The organism is Streptomyces sp. NPDC002623 (assembly GCF_053592635.1).
The window spans coordinates 143,659-161,219 of record NZ_JBSFWB010000008.1 but is presented as its reverse complement, the minus strand read 5'-3'; the positions used below and the strand labels follow the sequence as shown (position 1 = coordinate 161,219).

General features: G+C 70.8%; 11 protein-coding genes. 7 read left to right on the top strand and 4 right to left on the bottom strand.

What is annotated here, in order from left to right; all coding sequences use genetic code 11:
• Positions 1-111 precede the first annotated feature (111 nt).
• Both ACWD4O_RS16945 and ACWD4O_RS16940 read left to right on the top strand, forming a co-directional pair.
• On the top strand, positions 112-498 hold the full coding sequence (locus tag ACWD4O_RS16945) for an effector-associated constant component EACC1 (RefSeq protein ID WP_451280524.1): 387 nt from the start codon (positions 112-114) through the stop codon (positions 496-498).
• A complete protein-coding gene (locus ACWD4O_RS16940; protein WP_451280522.1) occupies positions 495-3,290 on the top strand; it encodes a caspase, EACC1-associated type in 2,796 nt (931 codons plus the stop codon). Before ACWD4O_RS16945 ends, ACWD4O_RS16940 begins: the two co-directional genes overlap by 4 nt.
• An 86-nt stretch (positions 3,291-3,376) precedes the next feature.
• Here the strand turns inward: ACWD4O_RS16940 and ACWD4O_RS16935 are convergent, their stop codons facing one another.
• Together ACWD4O_RS16935 and ACWD4O_RS16930 are read right to left on the bottom strand one after the other, a co-directional pair.
• Complete coding sequence (locus tag ACWD4O_RS16935) at positions 3,377-4,183, bottom strand: endonuclease I family protein (protein ID WP_451280521.1); 807 nt, start codon at positions 4,181-4,183, stop codon at positions 3,377-3,379.
• Between the two features lie 200 nt (positions 4,184-4,383).
• A complete protein-coding gene (locus ACWD4O_RS16930; protein ID WP_451280520.1) occupies positions 4,384-6,726 on the bottom strand; it encodes a glycosyltransferase family 39 protein in 2,343 nt (780 codons plus the stop codon).
• Between the two features lie 175 nt (positions 6,727-6,901).
• Here ACWD4O_RS16930 and ACWD4O_RS16925 point away from each other — a divergent pair, with 175 nt between their 5' ends.
• The 5 genes from ACWD4O_RS16925 (at position 6,902) to ACWD4O_RS16905 (ending at position 14,749) form a co-directional block, all read left to right on the top strand.
• Positions 6,902-7,756, top strand: a complete 855-nt coding sequence (locus ACWD4O_RS16925) for a serine hydrolase (protein WP_451280518.1) — start codon at positions 6,902-6,904, stop codon at positions 7,754-7,756.
• 57 nt (positions 7,757-7,813) lie between these two features.
• Entirely contained in the window at positions 7,814-8,839 is a 1,026-nt protein-coding gene (locus tag ACWD4O_RS16920) for an esterase-like activity of phytase family protein (protein ID WP_451280516.1), read from the top strand.
• 114 nt (positions 8,840-8,953) lie between these two features.
• On the top strand, positions 8,954-12,673 hold the full coding sequence (locus ACWD4O_RS16915; RefSeq protein ID WP_451280515.1) for an ABC transporter ATP-binding protein: 3,720 nt from the start codon (positions 8,954-8,956) through the stop codon (positions 12,671-12,673).
• Between the two features lie 184 nt (positions 12,674-12,857).
• A complete protein-coding gene (locus ACWD4O_RS16910) occupies positions 12,858-13,232 on the top strand; it encodes a hypothetical protein (protein WP_451280514.1) in 375 nt (124 codons plus the stop codon).
• 95 nt (positions 13,233-13,327) lie between these two features.
• Positions 13,328-14,749: a S28 family serine protease gene (locus ACWD4O_RS16905; RefSeq protein WP_451280512.1), complete on the top strand. Its 1,422-nt coding sequence runs from the start codon at positions 13,328-13,330 to the stop codon at positions 14,747-14,749.
• A gap of 6 nt (positions 14,750-14,755) precedes the next feature.
• Here ACWD4O_RS16905 and ACWD4O_RS16900 read toward each other — a convergent pair whose 3' ends face one another.
• Together ACWD4O_RS16900 and ACWD4O_RS16895 are read right to left on the bottom strand one after the other, a co-directional pair.
• Positions 14,756-15,397 carry a hypothetical protein gene (locus ACWD4O_RS16900; protein WP_451280510.1) on the bottom strand — a complete coding sequence of 214 codons (642 nt, stop codon included), beginning with the start codon at positions 15,395-15,397 and terminating at the stop codon, positions 14,756-14,758.
• A 123-nt stretch (positions 15,398-15,520) separates the two neighbouring features.
• Positions 15,521-17,305, bottom strand: coding sequence for a glycoside hydrolase family 3 protein (locus ACWD4O_RS16895; RefSeq protein WP_451280508.1), 1,785 nt, complete (start codon positions 17,303-17,305; stop codon positions 15,521-15,523).
• Positions 17,306-17,561: the final 256 nt, after the last annotated feature.

Here is a 17,561-nt window from a genome sequence, read left to right as displayed (position 1 = left end):
CGTTCGGGGGGCGGTCTAGTCTCCCTCTGCACCTGCTGTCCGGAGCTCACCACCTACAACTAGGACGGCTACCAGTAGGGATGCCGGGGGAAGTTGCGGTGTTACTGCACAATGACGGTCGAACTTCGCGTGTTTCTGAGCAACGGCGGCCAACTGGAAAGCCTGCGCGCATGGCTGGACGGGCACCAAGGGGTCGCGGTGGAGGCCAGGGAGCGGCCTCCTGAGCCCAACAGTCAGGGAACCGTCTGGGACTTCCTGGCCGTGGTGTGCGCCGCGGGCGGTCCGCTCGTCGCGGCGGTGCACGCCCTGCAACTGTGGATCCAGGGGCAGGTGACGGACATCGAACTGGAGGTCGGCGACCGGCGCTTCAAGGTGACGGGACGCAACGCCCAGGCCGTGTTGCAGGAGGTCATCGAGACGGCCAAGTCCTTGGAGGCGGGTTCGGATGCGGCTCCGGAGCGTTCGGAGGATCCGGAGGGTCCGGAGGGGTCCGGATGAGCCAGCGTGACGACATCGACTTCGGTCGGTCGCGCGCGATCCTGTTGGGCACTTCGCGGTACACCGCAGGCTTCGCGGACCGCAGTCCCATGCCGGCGGCTTCCGAAAGTCTCAAGGAGATGCGCCGGTTGCTGACCGGGCCGGGCGAATGGCCCAAGGGCCGCATCACCACGTTCAGGGACCGGCGGGACAGCGGCAAGCTGCTGCGGGAGATGACCGAGCTGATCGGCGACGTCGAGGACGTACTGCTCTTCTACTACGTCGGCCATGGCCAGCCGCTGTTCGGAAGCAACCATCAGGTTGATCTCGGGCTCGCCCTGACCGACACGAGTGAGGACGTCCCGCAGCGGGCGCTGACCTCGCTCCGCTTCCGTGACGTACGGGAGCAGGTGGAACGCAACAGCAAGGCGCGCATCAAGATCCTCATCCTGGACTGCTGCTGCGCCGGCCTCGCCACCCGAGAGGTCGAATCCGGGGCCACCCCGTCCGCCCATGCCGAGAACGCCCATTCGTCGCGTGGCGCCGGCACCTACATCTGGGCCGCCTGCGGTCACACCCAGCGGACGTTCTTCGAGCAGGAGGAGGGCGGCCTCACCTACTTCACGAAGTTTCTCTCCGAGGCGGTCCGCGAGGCGCACGGCGAGCAGTCCCTCGGAGCCACGGTCGCCCATCTCCACGAGGACGTCGCACGCCGGCTGCGCGATGCGAGCGTCCAGAACGCGATCTCGAACGCGGGCGTTCCTCCGGTGCCGGATCTGCACTACAGCGGCCGACCGGACCAGTTCCTGTTCGTGCGCGGTCAGGCGGCCGTGCGCGGCGGCGCCGAGTATCGCTTCGAGTCGCTGAAGGAGGGCGATCCGCGCAAGGTCGGCCCCTATGAGCTCAGGGCGCGCCTCGGCGCAGGCGGCGTCGGCAGGGTCTATCTGGCCTTCCCTCCCGCCGGACAGTCCGTCGCCGTCAAGGTCCTGCGGGCCGATCTGGGCCAGGACCCCGAGTTCGGGGACCGCTTCGCCCGGGAGGTCGATCTCCTGTGGAAGGTGGACAGCAGCCGTGTCGCGCGACTGGTCGACGCGCACCCCAAGGCCGCCGAACCCTGGCTGGCCAGCACCTACGTGTGCGGGCCTTCGCTCCAGGAACTGGTCAGGGAGGCGGGCCCGCTGCCCGACCGGGAGGTCCTGCTGATCGCCTCGGGGATCGCGCAGGCGCTGAAGGACATCCACAAGGTCCGCGTCGTGCACCGCGACCTGAAACCGGCCAACATCATGCTGGACGAAACCGGCCCCAAGATCATCGACTTCGGGATCGCCAAGTCCGTGGCGACCACGTTGATGGTCCGCACGAACGTACAACTGGGCACGCCGGCCTACCGGTCCCCGGAGCAGGTGTCGGGCCGGGCGAAGATCACCGGCAAGTCGGACGTCTTCACCCTGGGCTCCACGCTCTACTTCCTCGCCACGGGGAAGGACGCCTTCACGGCCGAGGACCCGCTCGGCATGATCAACCTCATCGCGAACGAAGAGCCCGATCTGAGCGTCCTGGGCGCCGAGGTCCGCGAGCTGGTCCGGCGCTGCATGCGCAAGGATCCCGCGGAGCGGCCGACGCCCGAAGAGGTGGTCGAGATCTGCGAGGCGGCGACCGGCACGGTCGCGCCGGGGGCCTATCTGCCCGTGCAGAAGGCCGCACCCGCGATCCATGCACGCAACCAGGCCCTGCGCCGGCTCATGCAGGCGCACGACGTCGTCAACAGGCCCGCCCCCACCCCGCCGACGCCGACGCCCGCACTTCCGGGGCCGGAGCCGGAGCCGGGGCCGGAGCCGTCGGGGACTCCGGACCCGCCGCCGCCTGAGCCGGGCCCCGGTCCCGGCGGTTCGGGATCGCGTGGGGCGCTCGCCGCGTTGGCCGTCCTGGTCTGCGCGGTGCTCCTGGTCTGGCTGCCGAACCACTTCGCGGACAGCAGCTCCGACGACGACGACCTCGGCTCCACGCAGTCGTCGTCGGACACCTACACCGGTCCGGACACATCGACGGACGACGAGCCGCCGGACGACCCCACGACCGACCCGGTCGAGACACCGGCGCCGACGCCGACGCCCACTCCGACGCCGAGCCCGACCCCGACGAGTGTGATGGAGACCGCGGGCCAGGGCGACTGCCTCGCCAACGACGGGACGTACGCCAAGCCGGAACTCGAGGCGTCCGACTGCCGGAACGGCGTCTTCAAGGTGATGAAGGCGCTCGACGGCACCTCGGACACGGCTGAGTGCGCCGGCGTGGCCGACGTGGACTACCCGGTCAGCAACGCTTACGTGAACCGTGTGCTGTGCCTCTCCTACCAGGCCGGCACCGCCTATCACGCCGTGGCGGGCCAGTGCGTCTACGGCCCCAACTCCCGTGGGAGCAACTGGGCCAGACGGGACTGCGTCACCGGCAACTTCACCGTGAAGGCGCGTCTGACCGGCACCGACGACATCTCGCGCTGCGGGCCGTACTCCAACGTCGAGCAGACCCTGTCGTCCACGGCCGCGTGGAGCGAGCTCAATGTCGTGCAGTGTCTGTCGATGAACTTTCCCGACGCGGCCGGGCGGGCCGTCGTCGGCTCCTGTCTCCTGGCGACCGGTACCCCGGGACATCTGGAGTTCCAGGCGGCCTCGTGCAGCCGGGCCAACGCGGTGGTCATGGGGCGCGTCGCCCGGTACTACGACAGCGCCTACTGCGGTTCGTACCCGTTGACCACATGGCGGTCGAGTGACTTTCCGGAGATCGCCTACACGGTCTGCTTCAAACGGGTGTGAAGCATGGCCCAAAAAAGCTGAACTCCCCTTCTGGGCAAGGGGAGTTCAGTGTGGGTCCGGTGCGCGTTCAGCGCGTCACGCCGGGACTACCAGATCGCCTCGATCCACTCCGGGTGGTCGATGAACGGGTTGCGGTTGTGCTGGTATGTGTCGTAGATGAGCTGGTTGCGCCGTTCCTCGAAGGCGCTCGGCGGGTCCGCCTCGTTCCAGGCCTTCAGAACGGCGAGCTTGCCCATGTACGGGTTGCTGCCGTTGGCCACCTTCTCGTTGGGCTCCAGGTCGGGCCAGCCGTCGTCGCCCTCGTAGCGGACGGCCATGTAGAGGATGATGCGGGCCACGTCGCCCCGGTCCGCGGCGCGCGGCGCGAAGGAGTCGGAGTCGACGGTGCTGCCGCCGCCGTTGGTGACCGTGCTGCCGCCGTTGTCGAAGTCCAGGTTGCCGCGGATGCTGTTGACCTGGACGTCGCAGGCGCGCAGGTGGTGCAGGTCGGTGCCGGGGCCGATCGCCTCGCCGAAGTCGCCGTGGGACTTGGCCCAGGTGTGCTCGCGGTTCCAGTCGCCGACGTCGCCGCCGTTGAGGGACTTGCTGCGCGAGACGCCGCTGTACAGCAGGAGCACGTTGCTGCTGTTGTTGGGGTCCTGGTCGGTGACCTTGAGCGCGTCCCAGACCGCGGAGTACGAGATCTTCGTGACGTTGGCGCTGATGATCGTGTGCAGGGACGACTTCAGGCTCGTACCCGTCTTGCCGACCGCGTTCTTGTAGTACGTCGCGTCGTAGGCCGTCGTGGTCGCCGCGGCGGGGGTCGCGGTGAGCGTGGGCGCGGTGAGACCGACCAGGACGGCAGTGGTGGCAAGCGCCACCGACTTCCATCGGCGTATGCGTGTCGCCAGCATGTAGGTGTCCGATCTACGCGGGTTGATTGGAGGCGGCAATCGGGAGAGTGACATGCACATGCGGTCATGGCAATGAATCTGACATGTCCATCAGGTGACGGGAACCGGCAAATCGCCCCGTGTCTACGCGAGTTGATGCACCGAGAACGCATGGAAACGGCCCCCGACAGAAGAGTCGGGGGCCGTTGACGCCGTGCCGGTCAGCTCACGTCGGAGGCGTCCAGCCGGTAGATGGTGGAGGTGTTGGACGAGGACGAGGACGACGACGAGGCGTCCGACTCGGAGGCCGAACCCGAGGTCGACCCCGAGGTCGACCCCGACGTCGAAGTCGAGCTGTACTCGCTCTCCTTCACCGCCGTCCCGTTCTTCTGCACCCAGGTGGTGATCTCCTGGTTCAGGCTGCTGTTGCCGCCCATACCGCCGCCGCCGAGCTGGATGTAGTGCAGCTCACCCTTCTTCACCAGCTCCTTGAGCTTGGCGAGCGTCATCGCCTGGTCGGAGCCGGTGAAGCCCCACATGGAGATGACGGGCTTGCCGGAGCTGAGGATCATCTGGCCCGCGCTCTGCGAGTTGGACACCGCGATCAGCCACTTGGCGCCGTCCTGGTTCTTCTCCAGGTACGAGATGAGCTGGCTGTCGGCGCCGCCCATACCGCCGCCACCGCCACCGCCCATGCCTCCGCCGCCACTGCCGCCGGGACCGCCGGCGGTCCCGCCGCCCGGAGCCGTGCCGCCGCTCTCGCCGCCGCCCTGAGTGCCGCCGCCGGGGAACTCCCCGCCGGCCCCGCCCTGTTGGCCGTCCTGACCGTTCTGGCCGCTCGGCGCGCCACTGGGTGCGCCGCCGCCCTGCGGGAGTTCGCCGGTGCCGCCGCCCGGGTTCATCTGGCCGTTGCCGCCGCCGGGGAACTCGCCGCCCGCCTGGCCGCCCGCCTGAGTGCCGCCGCCCGCCTGGCCGCCGGGACCGCCGCCGTTGCCGCCCCGGCCGCCGCCACCGCCGCCGGGACCGCCCATGCCGCCGCCGGTGGAGGGGCCCGCGGTCGGGTTGGTGCCGCCCATCATGCCGCTGGAGGAGCCGAAGGCCGGCGAGGCGGCGTACGCGGTCGGACCCGCGAGGGCCGCCACGATCGCCGCGACGACGGACGCGCCGAGCAGCCGCAGCCGGGTGCCGGAGCTCGCGGACCGGAGCACGAACAGGCCCACGACCGCCAGGACCATGACCACGCCCACGGCCGGCCACAGCCAGGTGTTCCACCCGGTGGCGCGGCGCAGCAGCACGATCGCCCAGACGCCGGTGACCAGGAGCCCCGCGGGCAGCACCCACGACCAGCGGGCGTCGCCGCCGCGGAAGGCGCGCCACAGCATGACGCCGCCGCCACCGCACAGCGCCGCGATGCCCGGGGCGAGCGCGGTCGTGTAGTACGGGTGCATGGTGCCCTCGGCCATGGCGAAGGTCAGGTAGTGCAGGGCGAGCCAGCCGCCCCACAGCACCAGCGCGGCCCGGGTGACGTCGGTGCGCGCGGCGCGGCCGCACAGCACCAGGCCGGCGACGCACGCGATGCCCGCGAAGGGGATCAGCCAGGAGATCTGGCCGCCGAGGACGTCGTTGAACATCCGGCCGATGCCGGCGGTCCCGGCGAAGGTGCCGCCCCCGCCGCCCCCGCCCCCGCCGTTGCCCTCGCCGCCGAGGACCCGGCCGAGGCCGTTGTAGCCCATGATCAGGTCCCATGCGCTGCCGTCGGTCGAGCCGCCGATGTACGGCCGGTCGTCGGCGGGGACGAGGGACACGGCCGCCGCCCACCAGAAGCTGGCGACGGCCAGCGCCACGGCCGCCAGCGCCAGGTTGACGGCCTTCTTCTTCCAGCCCAGCTTCGACGCGTACAGGTACACGGCGAAGACGGCGGGCAGGGCGATGTAGCCCTGGAGCATCTTGGTGTTGAAGGCGAGGCCGAAGCACACCGCCGAGCCGATGAGGGGCAGCAGCCGGTCGTCGCGCGTGGCGCGCAGCGCGAGAGCGGCGCCCGCCACCATCAGCAGCACAAGGATCGTGTCGGGGTTGTTGTCGCGGTTGATGGCGACGGTGATCGGCGTCAGCGCGAGGACGAGGGCCGCGACGGCCGCCGCCGCATGCCCGAACACCCGCTTCACGGAGGAGTGCAGGATCCAGATCGTGCCCAGGGCCGCCGCGATCTCCGGCGCCATCATCTGCCAGGTGCCGAAGCCGAAGATCCGGCAGGACAGGCCCATGATCATGAGCGCGAAGGGCGGCTTGTCGACGGTGATGAAGTTCCCGGCGTCGAGCGAGCCGAAGAACCATGCCTTCCAGCTCTGCGTGCCGCTGTAGATCGCGGCGCTGTAGAAGCTGTTGAGGCTGTTGCCCGACAGGTTCCAGCCGTAGAGCACGGCCGCGAGGACCAGGATCGCGAGCAGCGCGGGCAGCGACCAGCGTGGCGCCTTGTCCGGTGGCGGCGCCGCGGTGGTCGCCGACGGCGGGGCCCAGTCGGGGGACACGGTCGTGTGGGGGTGCGGATCGGTGGCTGATGTCACCCTGCGGATGCTGTACGCCGGTTGTGGGTGGTCGCTGTGCCGAGCCTGGCCGCAACCTGTGAAGAAGCACTGGGGTCGGTAACGGGTTGCCCAGGCGTTCCCCAATATCCCCGGTGTCGCCGATATCCCCGGGCACTCGTACAACCATTCATACGAACTGGTGAGTCAAGCGTGTATGACTCACCGGACTCTCAGACGCAGGAGGGGGCTGGTCGCCACCGCACTCGGCACCGGCGTCCTCATAACCGGCGTGGCCACCGCCGCACCCGCGGCGGCCGCCACCCCCACCGTCAGCTGTACGTCGGCCAAGGCCGGGCTCGCGGCCAAGCTGAAGAAGGACATCACCGCGGCGCTCGCAAACCGCAAGGGCACGATCGCGGTCGGCGTCTACGACCGCAGCACCGACACCACCTGCACCCTGCGCGCCTCGACGGCCTACGACTCGGCCAGCGTCGTCAAGGTGACCGTCCTCTCCGCGCTGCTGTGGGACGCGCAGAAGACGCACCGCGCGCTGACCAGCCGTGAGAAGACCCTCGCCAAGGCCATGATCACCAAGTCGGACAACGCCTCCACCTCCACCCTGTGGAAGCAGCTCGGCCTGACGAAGATCAGGGGCTTCCTGACGGCCGCGAAGATGACGCAGACCAAGCCGGGCGCGAACGGCTACTGGGGCCTGACCCAGATCACCGTCACCGACGAGCAGAAGCTGATGAAACTGCTCACGGCCAAGAACACGGTCCTCACCGACGCCTCGCGCGCCTACGTCAACACGCTGATGGGCCAGGTCGTCTCCGCGCAGCGCTGGGGCACGCCGTACGGGCGGCCCTCGAACGTCTCCTGGCACGTCAAGAACGGCTGGCTGTCGCGCGCCACGCACGGCTGGCGGGTGCACAGCGTCGGCACCTTCAAGGGCGGCGGCCACGACTACATGATCAGCGTCCTCACCCACGGCAACAGCACGATGAACTACGGCATCACGACCATCCAGGGCGTCGCCAAGGTCGTCCACAAGGACCTGGCCGCGTCCTGAGCGATCTTTTACGCGCTGTCCCACCGCACGTCACCGGTCCGTCCTACGGTGACGTCCATGCGCCTGCGAACCGTACTCGCCACCCTCACCGCCGGCCTGGCGGCGGCCACCGCTCTCACCGCCGCCGGGCCCGCGAACGCCCACACCGCCGCAAGCAACGCCTGTTCGCCGACCGTCTCCCTCGACCGTTTCTCCGACGCCCTCGACAAGACGACCTACGACGGCACGTTCGTCGGCAACTTCTCCGCCCTCGCCGTCGACCGGGACGGCTCCCTCGCGGCCCTCTCCGACCGCTCCTCCCTCTTCGACCTGAATGCCACGACCCTCGCCCCGAAGAAGGTCGTCGCGCTCGCCGACGAGAACGGCGCCGCCCTCGACTCCGAGGGCCTGGTCATAGACCGGGACGGCACCCGTCTCATCTCCTCCGAGACCGAGCCGTCCATCCGTCGCTACAGCGCCGACGGCAAGATCCTCGACCGCCTTCCGGTGCCGTCCTCGCTCCTGGTCGCCCCCGCGGGCCGCGCCACCGTGAACCAGACCTTCGAGGGCCTCACCCTCCTGCCCGGCGGCCGCACCCTCCTCGCGTCCATGGAGTACGCGATCTCCGGGGACAGCGCGGGCATCGTCCGCTTCCAGACCTGGCAGCGGACCAAGGGCGACCACTTCCGGCTCGGCGCCCAGTACGCGTACCGCACCGACACCGGCCTCGGCGTCCCCGAGGTGCAGGCCACCCCCGACGGCCGCCTTCTGGTCCTGGAGCGCGGCTTCACCGCCGGCGTCGGCAACACGGTCCGCCTCTATCTGGCCGACCCGCGGCGCGCGACGAACACGACCGGCATCGAGAACCTGACCGGCCAGGACGAGGTCCGCCTGATCAAGAAGACGCTGCTCACCGACATCGTGACCTGCCCGTCACTGGGCGCCACGGCCAAGCAGCCCCAGCCGAACCCCCTCCTGGACAACATCGAGGGCATGGCGATCACCGGCCGGGAGCGCGGCCGCCTCAAGGTCCTCCTGGTCAGCGACGACAACCAGGGCGCGACCCAGACGACCCGCTTCTACTACCTGCGGGTACGCGTCTGACACCTGCGGGTATGCATCCGACCGCGCGCGGTCGCTTTTGTTGCGGAGGGATGAAATCCGCTCCTTTCGACGTTGGTGCCTTCCGGAAGATCAGGTCTGAAGGAGGGCTCCGGCGTGGCAGTGCACCAGGGGGAGAAACCACGAGGATGGGCGCGCAGGCTGGCCCAGTACGCCTGGCGCCACCCGACGGACGTCGTCCTCGCGCTCGGTTCCTCCCTCGCCGGCATGGCCGTGATGGCGCTGGTCCCGCTGGTCACCAAGGTGATCATCGACGACGTCGTCGTCGGCCACACCCGTGACATGGCCCCCTGGGCGGGAGCCCTGATCGGCGCCGCCGTGCTCGTCTACGCCGCCACCTATGTCCGCCGCTACTACGGCGGCCGTCTCGCCCTCGACGTCCAGCACGACCTGCGGACCGCGATGTTCGAGACGATCACCCGGCTCGACGGCCGTCGGCAGGACGAGCTGTCCACCGGCCAGGTCGTCGGCCGCGCCACCAGCGACCTCCAGCTCATCCAGGGCCTGCTCTTCATGCTCCCGATGACGATCGGGAACCTCCTCCTCTTCCTGATCTCCCTGGTGATCATGGCGTGGCTGTCGCTCCCGCTCACCCTGGTCGCCCTGGCCGTCGCGCCCGCCCTCGCCTACATCGCCAAACGCAGCCGTACGAAGCTCCACCCCGCCACCTGGTACGCCCAGGCGCAGGCGGCGGCGGTCGCGGGCGTGGTCGACGGCGCCGTCAGCGGCGTACGCGTGGTGAAGGGCTTCGGGCAGGAGGACCAGGAGACCGGGAAGCTGGCCGAGGTCGGTCGCCGGCTGTTCGCCGGCCGGCTGCGCACGATCCGCCTGAACTCGAGGTACACCCCCGCCCTCCAGGCCGTCCCCGCCCTCGGCCAGGTCGCCATGCTGGCGCTCGGCGGCTGGCTGGCCGTGCGCGGGCACATCACCCTCGGCACGTTCGTCGCCTTCTCCACCTACCTCGCCCAGCTCGTCGGCCCGGTCCGGATGCTCGCCATGGTGCTCACGGTGGGCCAGCAGGCCCGCGCGGGCACCGAACGCGTCCTGGAACTGATCGACACCGAGCCGTCGATGCAGGACGGCGGGAAGGAACTCCCGGCCGACGCCCCCGCCGCCGTCGAGTTCGACGACGTCGCGTTCGGCTACGACCCCGACCACCCGGTGCTCGACGGGCTGACCTTCGAGATCCGCCCGGGGGAGACCCTCGCGGTCGTCGGCTCCTCCGGCTCCGGCAAGTCGACGGTCTCCCTCCTCCTGCCCCGCTTCTACGACGTCACCCGGGGCGCGGTCCTGATCGGCGGCCATGACGTCCGCGAGCTCACCCTCGACTCGCTGCGCGCCGCGATCGGACTGGTCCCGGAGGACTCCTTCCTGTTCTCCGACACGGTCCGCGCCAACATCGCGTACGGCCGTCCCGACGCCACCCAGGAGCAGATCGAGGCGGCCGCCCGCGCCGCCCAGGCCGACCGCTTCATCGCCGAGCTGCCCCTCGGCTACGACACGACGGTCGGCGAGCACGGCCTCACCCTCTCCGGCGGCCAGCGCCAGCGCGTCGCGCTCGCCCGCGCGATCCTCACCGACCCGCGCCTGCTGGTCCTCGACGACGCCACCTCCGCCGTGGACGCGGCCGTCGAGCACGAGATCCACGAGGCGCTCAAGCACGTCATGGAGGGCCGCACGACCCTCCTCATCGCCCACCGCCGCTCCACCCTCAACCTCGCCGACCGCATCGCCGTCCTCGACTCCGGCCGGCTCGCCGACCTCGGCACCCACGAGGAGCTGCAGGAACGCTCCCCGCTCTACCGCCGGCTGCTCACCGACCCCGACGAGCTCGGCGGCGTCTCACCCGGCCACGCCCAGCCGGTGGCGCCGGGCGAGGACACCTCCGTCCGCGACGAGCTGGACGCCGAGTTCGACGCCGAGCGCGGGGTGACCCCCCGGCTGTGGACCGGCGACCGGCAGCCGAAGGACCCGGCCCTCGCCGACTCGCCGGCCACCCCCGAACTCCTCGCCCAGGTGGAGGCGCTGCCCCCGGCCGCCGACACACCCGAGGTCGACGAGGGACAGGCGGTCCGGCCGGAGGAGTCCTACGGTCTGCGCAGGCTGCTGCGCGGCTTCGGCGCGCCCCTGCTCGTCAGCCTCGGCCTGGTCGCCGTCGACGCCGGTATGAGCCTGCTGCTGCCGGTGATGATCCGGCACGGCATCGACCAGGGCGTGACGCGGATGGCGCTGGGCGCCGTCTGGACGGCCTCGCTGCTCGCGTTGGCCGGCGTGCTGGTGCAGTGGGTCGCGCAGTCCGGCGAGATCCGGATGACCGGCCGCACCGGCGAACGCGTCCTCTACACCCTCCGTCTGAAGATCTTCGCCCAGCTCCAGCGACTCGGACTCGACTACTACGAGCGGGAGTTGACCGGCCGGATCATGACGAGGATGACGACGGACGTGGACGCGCTGTCGACCTTCCTCCAGACCGGCCTGGTCACCGCCTTCGTCTCGGTCGTCACCTTCTTCGGCATCATGGTCGCCCTGCTGGTCATCGACGTGGAGCTCGCGCTGGTCGTCTTCGCGACGCTGCCGCCCCTGATCATCGCCACGTACTTCTTCCGCAGGGCGAGCGTGAAGGCGTACGAACTCGCCCGCGAGCGCGTGTCGACGGTCAACGCCGACCTCCAGGAGTCGGTGTCCGGGCTGCGGATCGTGCAGGCCTTCCGGCGCGAGCGGGACGGCGGGGCCCGGTTCGCGGAACGCAGCGACAGCTACCGCAGGGCGCGCATCCGGGGCCAGTGGCTCATCTCGATCTACTTCCCGTTCGTGCAGCTGCTGTCCTCGGCAGCCGCCGCCGCGGTCCTGATCGCGGGCGCGGGACGGGTGGACGCGGCGACGCTGACCACCGGCGCCCTGGTGGCGTATCTCCTCTACATCGACCTGTTCTTCGCCCCCGTCCAGCAGCTCTCCCAGGTCTTCGACGGCTACCAGCAGGCGACGGTGTCCTTGGGCCGCATCCAGGAGCTGCTCCAGGAGCCGACGTCCACGAAGACGGCCGACGAGCCGCTCGAAGTGCTCTCCCTGCGCGGCGAGATCGCCTTCGAGGACGTGCACTTCGCGTACGGCGCGGAGGAGGAGGCGCTCGGCGGCATCGACCTGCGGATCCCCGCCGGCCAGACGGTCGCGTTCGTCGGCGAGACCGGCGCCGGCAAGTCGACCCTGGTGAAGCTGGTGGCCCGGTTCTACGACCCGACGGGCGGCCGGGTGACGGTCGACGACACGGACATCAGGTCCCTCGACCTCACCTCGTACCGCCACCGTCTGGGCGTCGTCCCCCAGGAGGCGTATCTCTTCCCCGGCACCGTCCGCGACGCCATCGCCTACGGCCGTCCGGCCGCGACCGACGCCGAGGTGGAGGCGGCGGCGCGGTCGGTCGGCGCGCACGAGATGATCGCGACGCTCGACGGCGGCTACCTCCACGAGGTCGCCGAGCGCGGCCGCAACCTCTCCGCGGGCCAGCGCCAGCTGATCGCACTGGCCCGCGCCGAACTCGTCGACCCGGACGTCCTGCTCCTCGACGAGGCGACAGCCGCACTGGACCTGGCGACGGAAGCCCAGGTCAACCAGGCCACGGACCGTCTGGCAGGCCGCCGCACCACCCTGGTGGTGGCCCACCGCCTGACCACGGCAGCCCGCGCGGACCGGGTCGTGGTGATGGATCACGGCCGGGTCGTGGAGGACGGCACGCACGACGAGCTGCTCCGCCTCGGCGGAAGGTATGCCGCTTTGTGGCGCACGTTCGTCGGGGAGGACGAGCCTGCGGCGGTGTGACGGGTGGTTGGGGCTGTCGCCGGTGGGCGCGTGCCGGTGACGGCCGTGCAACCATCCGACACATGTCGTGCGTCCGTACATCAGTACGGCAATCGCGAGTGCGGCCATCGCGAGAACGGCCGGCGCGTACGGCGAACGTAGGAGGGGGACGGGGACCGTGGGCATAGGTAGGCGGGGTACGGCGGTGCGACGGCTGACGGGCGGGCTGGTCGTGCTGCTCGTGTCCGGGCTGCTCGCCGTGGCGGCGCCGGGCAGCGCCCAGGCCGCGTCCGGCTCCTCGTGCACGGGCCGGAAGGTGCGCACCCTGTCCTTCTCCGCCGGCTCCGTGCTGGTCTACCGGGACGGCGGCTACGTCTGTGCCGTCACCGTCCAGAAGAACCCGGGCACCAAGCGGCTGATGGCGGTGAGCCTGCAGGCGCGCGGTCACGCTGCCGTGCCGAAGTCACGGCAGCACACCAAGAGTTCACCCCCGGTGCGGGTTTACGCGGGACACCGGTACGTACGGGTGACCGGAGCGGTGGGCAGCAGCAGGTACAGCTCGCCCTGGTTCTCCTGCTGACCCCCTGATGGCCTGTCAACCCCCTCTGGCGCGACCGGTGTTGCTCCGATAGCTTCCGGCGACGCACATCTGTCTCACAGGGAGGGTGCACGCGCATGCGCAAGGCGCTCAGATGGCTGCTGGCGCTCACCGTGCTCATAGGCACGCTGAGCACGGCGGGAGCGGCCACCGCCGCCGAACCGGGGCCGGCGGACATCAAGGACCGGCTTCTCTCCGTCCCGGGCATGAGCCTGGTCCAGGAGAAGCCGTACCCCGGCTACCGCTACTTCGTCCTCGAATACACCCAGCCGGTGGACCACCGGCGCCCCTCCAAGGGCACGTTCCAGCAGCGGATCACCGTGCTGCACAAGGACGTCGCGCGCCCCACCGTCTTCTACACCGGCGGCTACAACGTCTCCACCAACCCGAGCCGCAGTGAGCCGACCCGGATCGTGGACGGCAACCAGGTCTCCATGGAGTACCGCTTCTTCACGCCGTCCCGCCCCGACCCGGCCGACTGGACCAAGCTGGACATCTGGCAGGCGGCGAGCGACCAGCACCGCATCTTCAAGGCGCTCAAGAAGATCTACAGCAAGAACTGGGTCTCCACGGGCGGCTCCAAGGGCGGCATGACCGCGACCTACTACGAGCGTTTCTACCCGCGTGACATGGACGGCGTCGTCGCCTACGTCGCCCCCAACGACGTGGTGAACGACGAGGACTCGGCCTACGACCGCTTCTTCGCGAAGGTCGGCACCAAGGAGTGCCGCGACCGTCTCAACGCGGTCCAGCGCGAGGCCCTCGTGCGCCGCGAGCCGCTGAAGAAGAAGTACGAGGCGTACGCGGCGGAGAACGGCTACACCTTCACCACCGTCGGCAGCCTGGACCAGGCGTTCGAGGCGGTCGTCCTCGACTACGTGTGGGGCTTCTGGCAGTACGCGCTGATCGCCGACTGCGACGAGGACGAGCTGATCCCGCCGGACGCCAAGGCCGCGACCGACGACCAGATCTGGGACTCGATCGACACGATCTCCGGGTTCTCCTTCTACACCGACCAGGGCCTGGAGCCGTACACGCCGTACTTCTACCAGGCGGCCACCCAGCTCGGCGCGCCGGACATCCGCTTCCCGCACATCGAGAAGAAGTACATCCGCTACGGCTACCAGCCGCCGCGCAACTTCGTCCCGCGCGCGATCCCGACCAGGTTCCAGCCGACGGCGATGCGTGACGTGGACAGCTGGGTCCGCCACAACGCCCGGCACATGCTCTACGTCTACGGCCAGAACGACCCGTGGGGCAGCGAGCGGTTCCGGGTCGACAAGGGAGCGAAGGACTCGTACGTCTTCACGGCCCCCGGCCTGAACCACGGCGCCAACGTGGCCGGCCTGGTCCCCGACCAGAAGGCCTTCGCCACCGCCCGCATCCTGCAATGGGCAGGCGTCGCCCCGACCACGGTGACCGAGGCGAAGCCACTGGCGAAGTTCGACGTGAAGCTGGACGCACAGGACACGGAGCGGGAGTTGACGCTGCGTCCGTAGCGTGACTCACACCGGCCGTGCGCAGCCCACCGGATGCGTGTCGTCGCCGAGTTGGACATAGAGGGCCGTGGACGCCGGGCAGTGCGAACGGGCGTCCACGGCCTTCATCACCTGGTACTGGGGTTTTCTCGCGCCGGAGCCGTCGCACGGTGTCTCGCGGACCTGGCCGCTGCCCGCGCCGTAGACGCAGTCGCCGACGATCGTGCGGGGGCCGCCGCCGGCGCCCGGGTCGCCGGGGTGGGGCGGCTGGAGGGTGCGCATACAGGCGTAGCCCTGCGGGATCGAGCCCGTGCCGCCCTCTGCGGGCTGCTCGCCGATGTGCAGAACGAAGTCGGTGGTCGGCGGACAGAGCGGGCCCTCGCCGACCTTTCCCTCGTGCCGGGCGACCACCCGGGCCGCCGCCCGTTCGCCGGTGCACGGCACCTCGGTGAAGCTGGTCGTCCCGAAGGAGCTGCACTCGTCGACGGCGAGGAAGATCGTGCCGAAGCCGGACACGGGGAGCAGTGAGGAGGGCGTCCGGGCCGGCGTCGACGACCCGTGCCCGGCCTCCTCGGAGGACAGGATCTGGCACCCCGTCAAGACCAGGACGAAGGCCAACGCCCAGCACACCGCCCCCACCCGCGTGTCCACGGACCGTCTCCCACGCATGGCATCTCCCGTTCGCCCGACGATCAGGGCCTGACCAGCGTGACCCGCGACGCAGGGCGCACGCCAGCCGCGTGGGGCGCTTTGCGCGTGGTGCGGGAGACGCGTCGAGCGCTCGGCGTACGCCTAGTACGACAGACCATGCCCGATCGGATACAGCACCTGGGTCGGATCGTCCGCCCGCCGCACCGGCACCGGCAGTCTCCCGAGCGGTCCGGCCTTCCCGGCGATGACCCGGGCGGCGGCCCGCAGCTCGACGTCGGTCCAGGAGCAGGCGGCCAGGAAGGCTTTGACGGAAGGGAGGTGGGCGACGTCGTAGGGGTTGCGGATTGCTACTGCGACCACCGGCCGCCCCGTCGCCGTCAGGCGCTCCACCAGGGTGCGTTGGGCACTGGCCGCCGTGACGTTGTAGGTCGTGATCACCACGGCGTCGGCCGCGCCCGCGGCCGTCACCGCCTGCGTGATCGTCTCGGCGGAGGGGTCCGTGCCCGTGGACCGGGCCGTCGCCCGGAAGCCCAGTTCGGCGAGGGCTGCGGCGAGGACGCCGGTGGGCGGGCCGGTGGTGCCGGTGGGGGAGACGGGGTCGGCGCCGACGACCAGCAGCCGGTGCTGCGTGCGGGGGGAGAGCGGCAGCACCGGGCCCTCGTTGACCAGCAGGGTCGTCGTTCGTGCGGCCAGCTGCTCGGCCGTCGCGAGGTGCGCCGGTGTGCCGACCGTCCGGCCGACCTCGTCCTGGCCGACGTACGGCTCGTCGAACAGGCCCAGCCGCGCCTTCAGCCGCAGGATCCGCAGGACCGCTTCGTCGAGCCGCTCCTCGGCCAGCTCCCCGTCCTGGACGGCCTTCAGGACGGCGTTCCAGGCCACGTCCAGCTCGGGCGGGTTGAGGAGCTGGTCGACGCCGGCCTTGAGCGCGAGCACGGGCACCCGGTCGTCGCCGTACTTCGTGCGCACGCCCGCCATGTCGAGGGCGTCGGTGACCACGACCCCGTCATAGCCGAGCTGCTCGCGCAGGATGCCGGTGACGACGGTGCGGGACAGGGTGGCCGGATCCCCGGAGTCGTCCAGGGCGGGGACCAGGATGTGCGCGGTCATGAGGGAGTCGACGTCCGCGGCGATCGCCGCGCGGAACGGCGCCGCGTCCAGCGCCTCCCACACCTCGCGCGTGTGGGTGATGACGGGGAAGCCGTAGTGGCTGTCGACGGCGGTGTCCCCGTGCCCGGGGAAGTGCTTGGCGGTCGCCGCGACCCCGGCCGCCTGATAGCCCTCGACCTCCGCCGCGACCAGCCCCGCCACCGCCTGCGGGTCGGCGCCGAAGGAGCGGACGCCGATGACCGGATTGGCCGGGTTGACGTTGACGTCGGCCACCGGGGAGTAGTTCTGCCGGATGCCCATCGCGCGCAGCTCGCGGCCCGCGAGCCGCCCGAGCGTGCGGGCGTCGGCCCGCGACCCTCCGGCCCCGATCGCCATCGCCCCCGGGAAGAGCGTGGCCGGTCGGCCCACCCGGCAGACGGTGCCGTGCTCCTGGTCCGTGGAGATCAGCACCGGCAGCCCGCGCGGCTGCTGGAGGGAGGCCCGCTGGATGCCGTCGGAGAGGGCCGCGATCTGCTGCGGGTCGCGGGTGTTGTGGGCCCAGGCGAAGTAGATGATCCCGCCGAGCCGGTAGCGGGCGAGCAGCTCGGCGGCCGTGCGCACGCCGAACTGGGCGAGGTTGGCGTCGGCGTCGGCCTGGTCGGGCGCGGTCGCCGAATGGCCGTGGACCCGCGAGACGAAGACCTGGCCGACCTTCTCCGCCGGCGTCATCCGGGAGAGGAGGGCGCGGAGCCGACGGTCGTCTGCATGTGCCGTACCGCCGACGGTCAGGGCGGCGGTGACGCCGGCGCCGGCGGCGAGGACGGTGCGTCTGGAGGGCATGTGCGCTCCTTCCGGAGGGGGGTTCCGGTGGCCGGGAGGGGGCTTCCGGTGGCGCACGCTACCCGCGGGGGCGCCGCCATCGGCGCATTGGAGGGGGCGCGCCGATGACGGCTCGGCTGCCGGCCCGGGTGCGGCGGAGAGGGTGGGTCAGCGATCGCAGCCAGTGGCGAGGGCCGACACCGCACCGAGGTGAGTCATCCGACAGCTTGCGAATTGGACGAGCGGGGCGGGGACAGGGTTCCCACTCACGCACGGA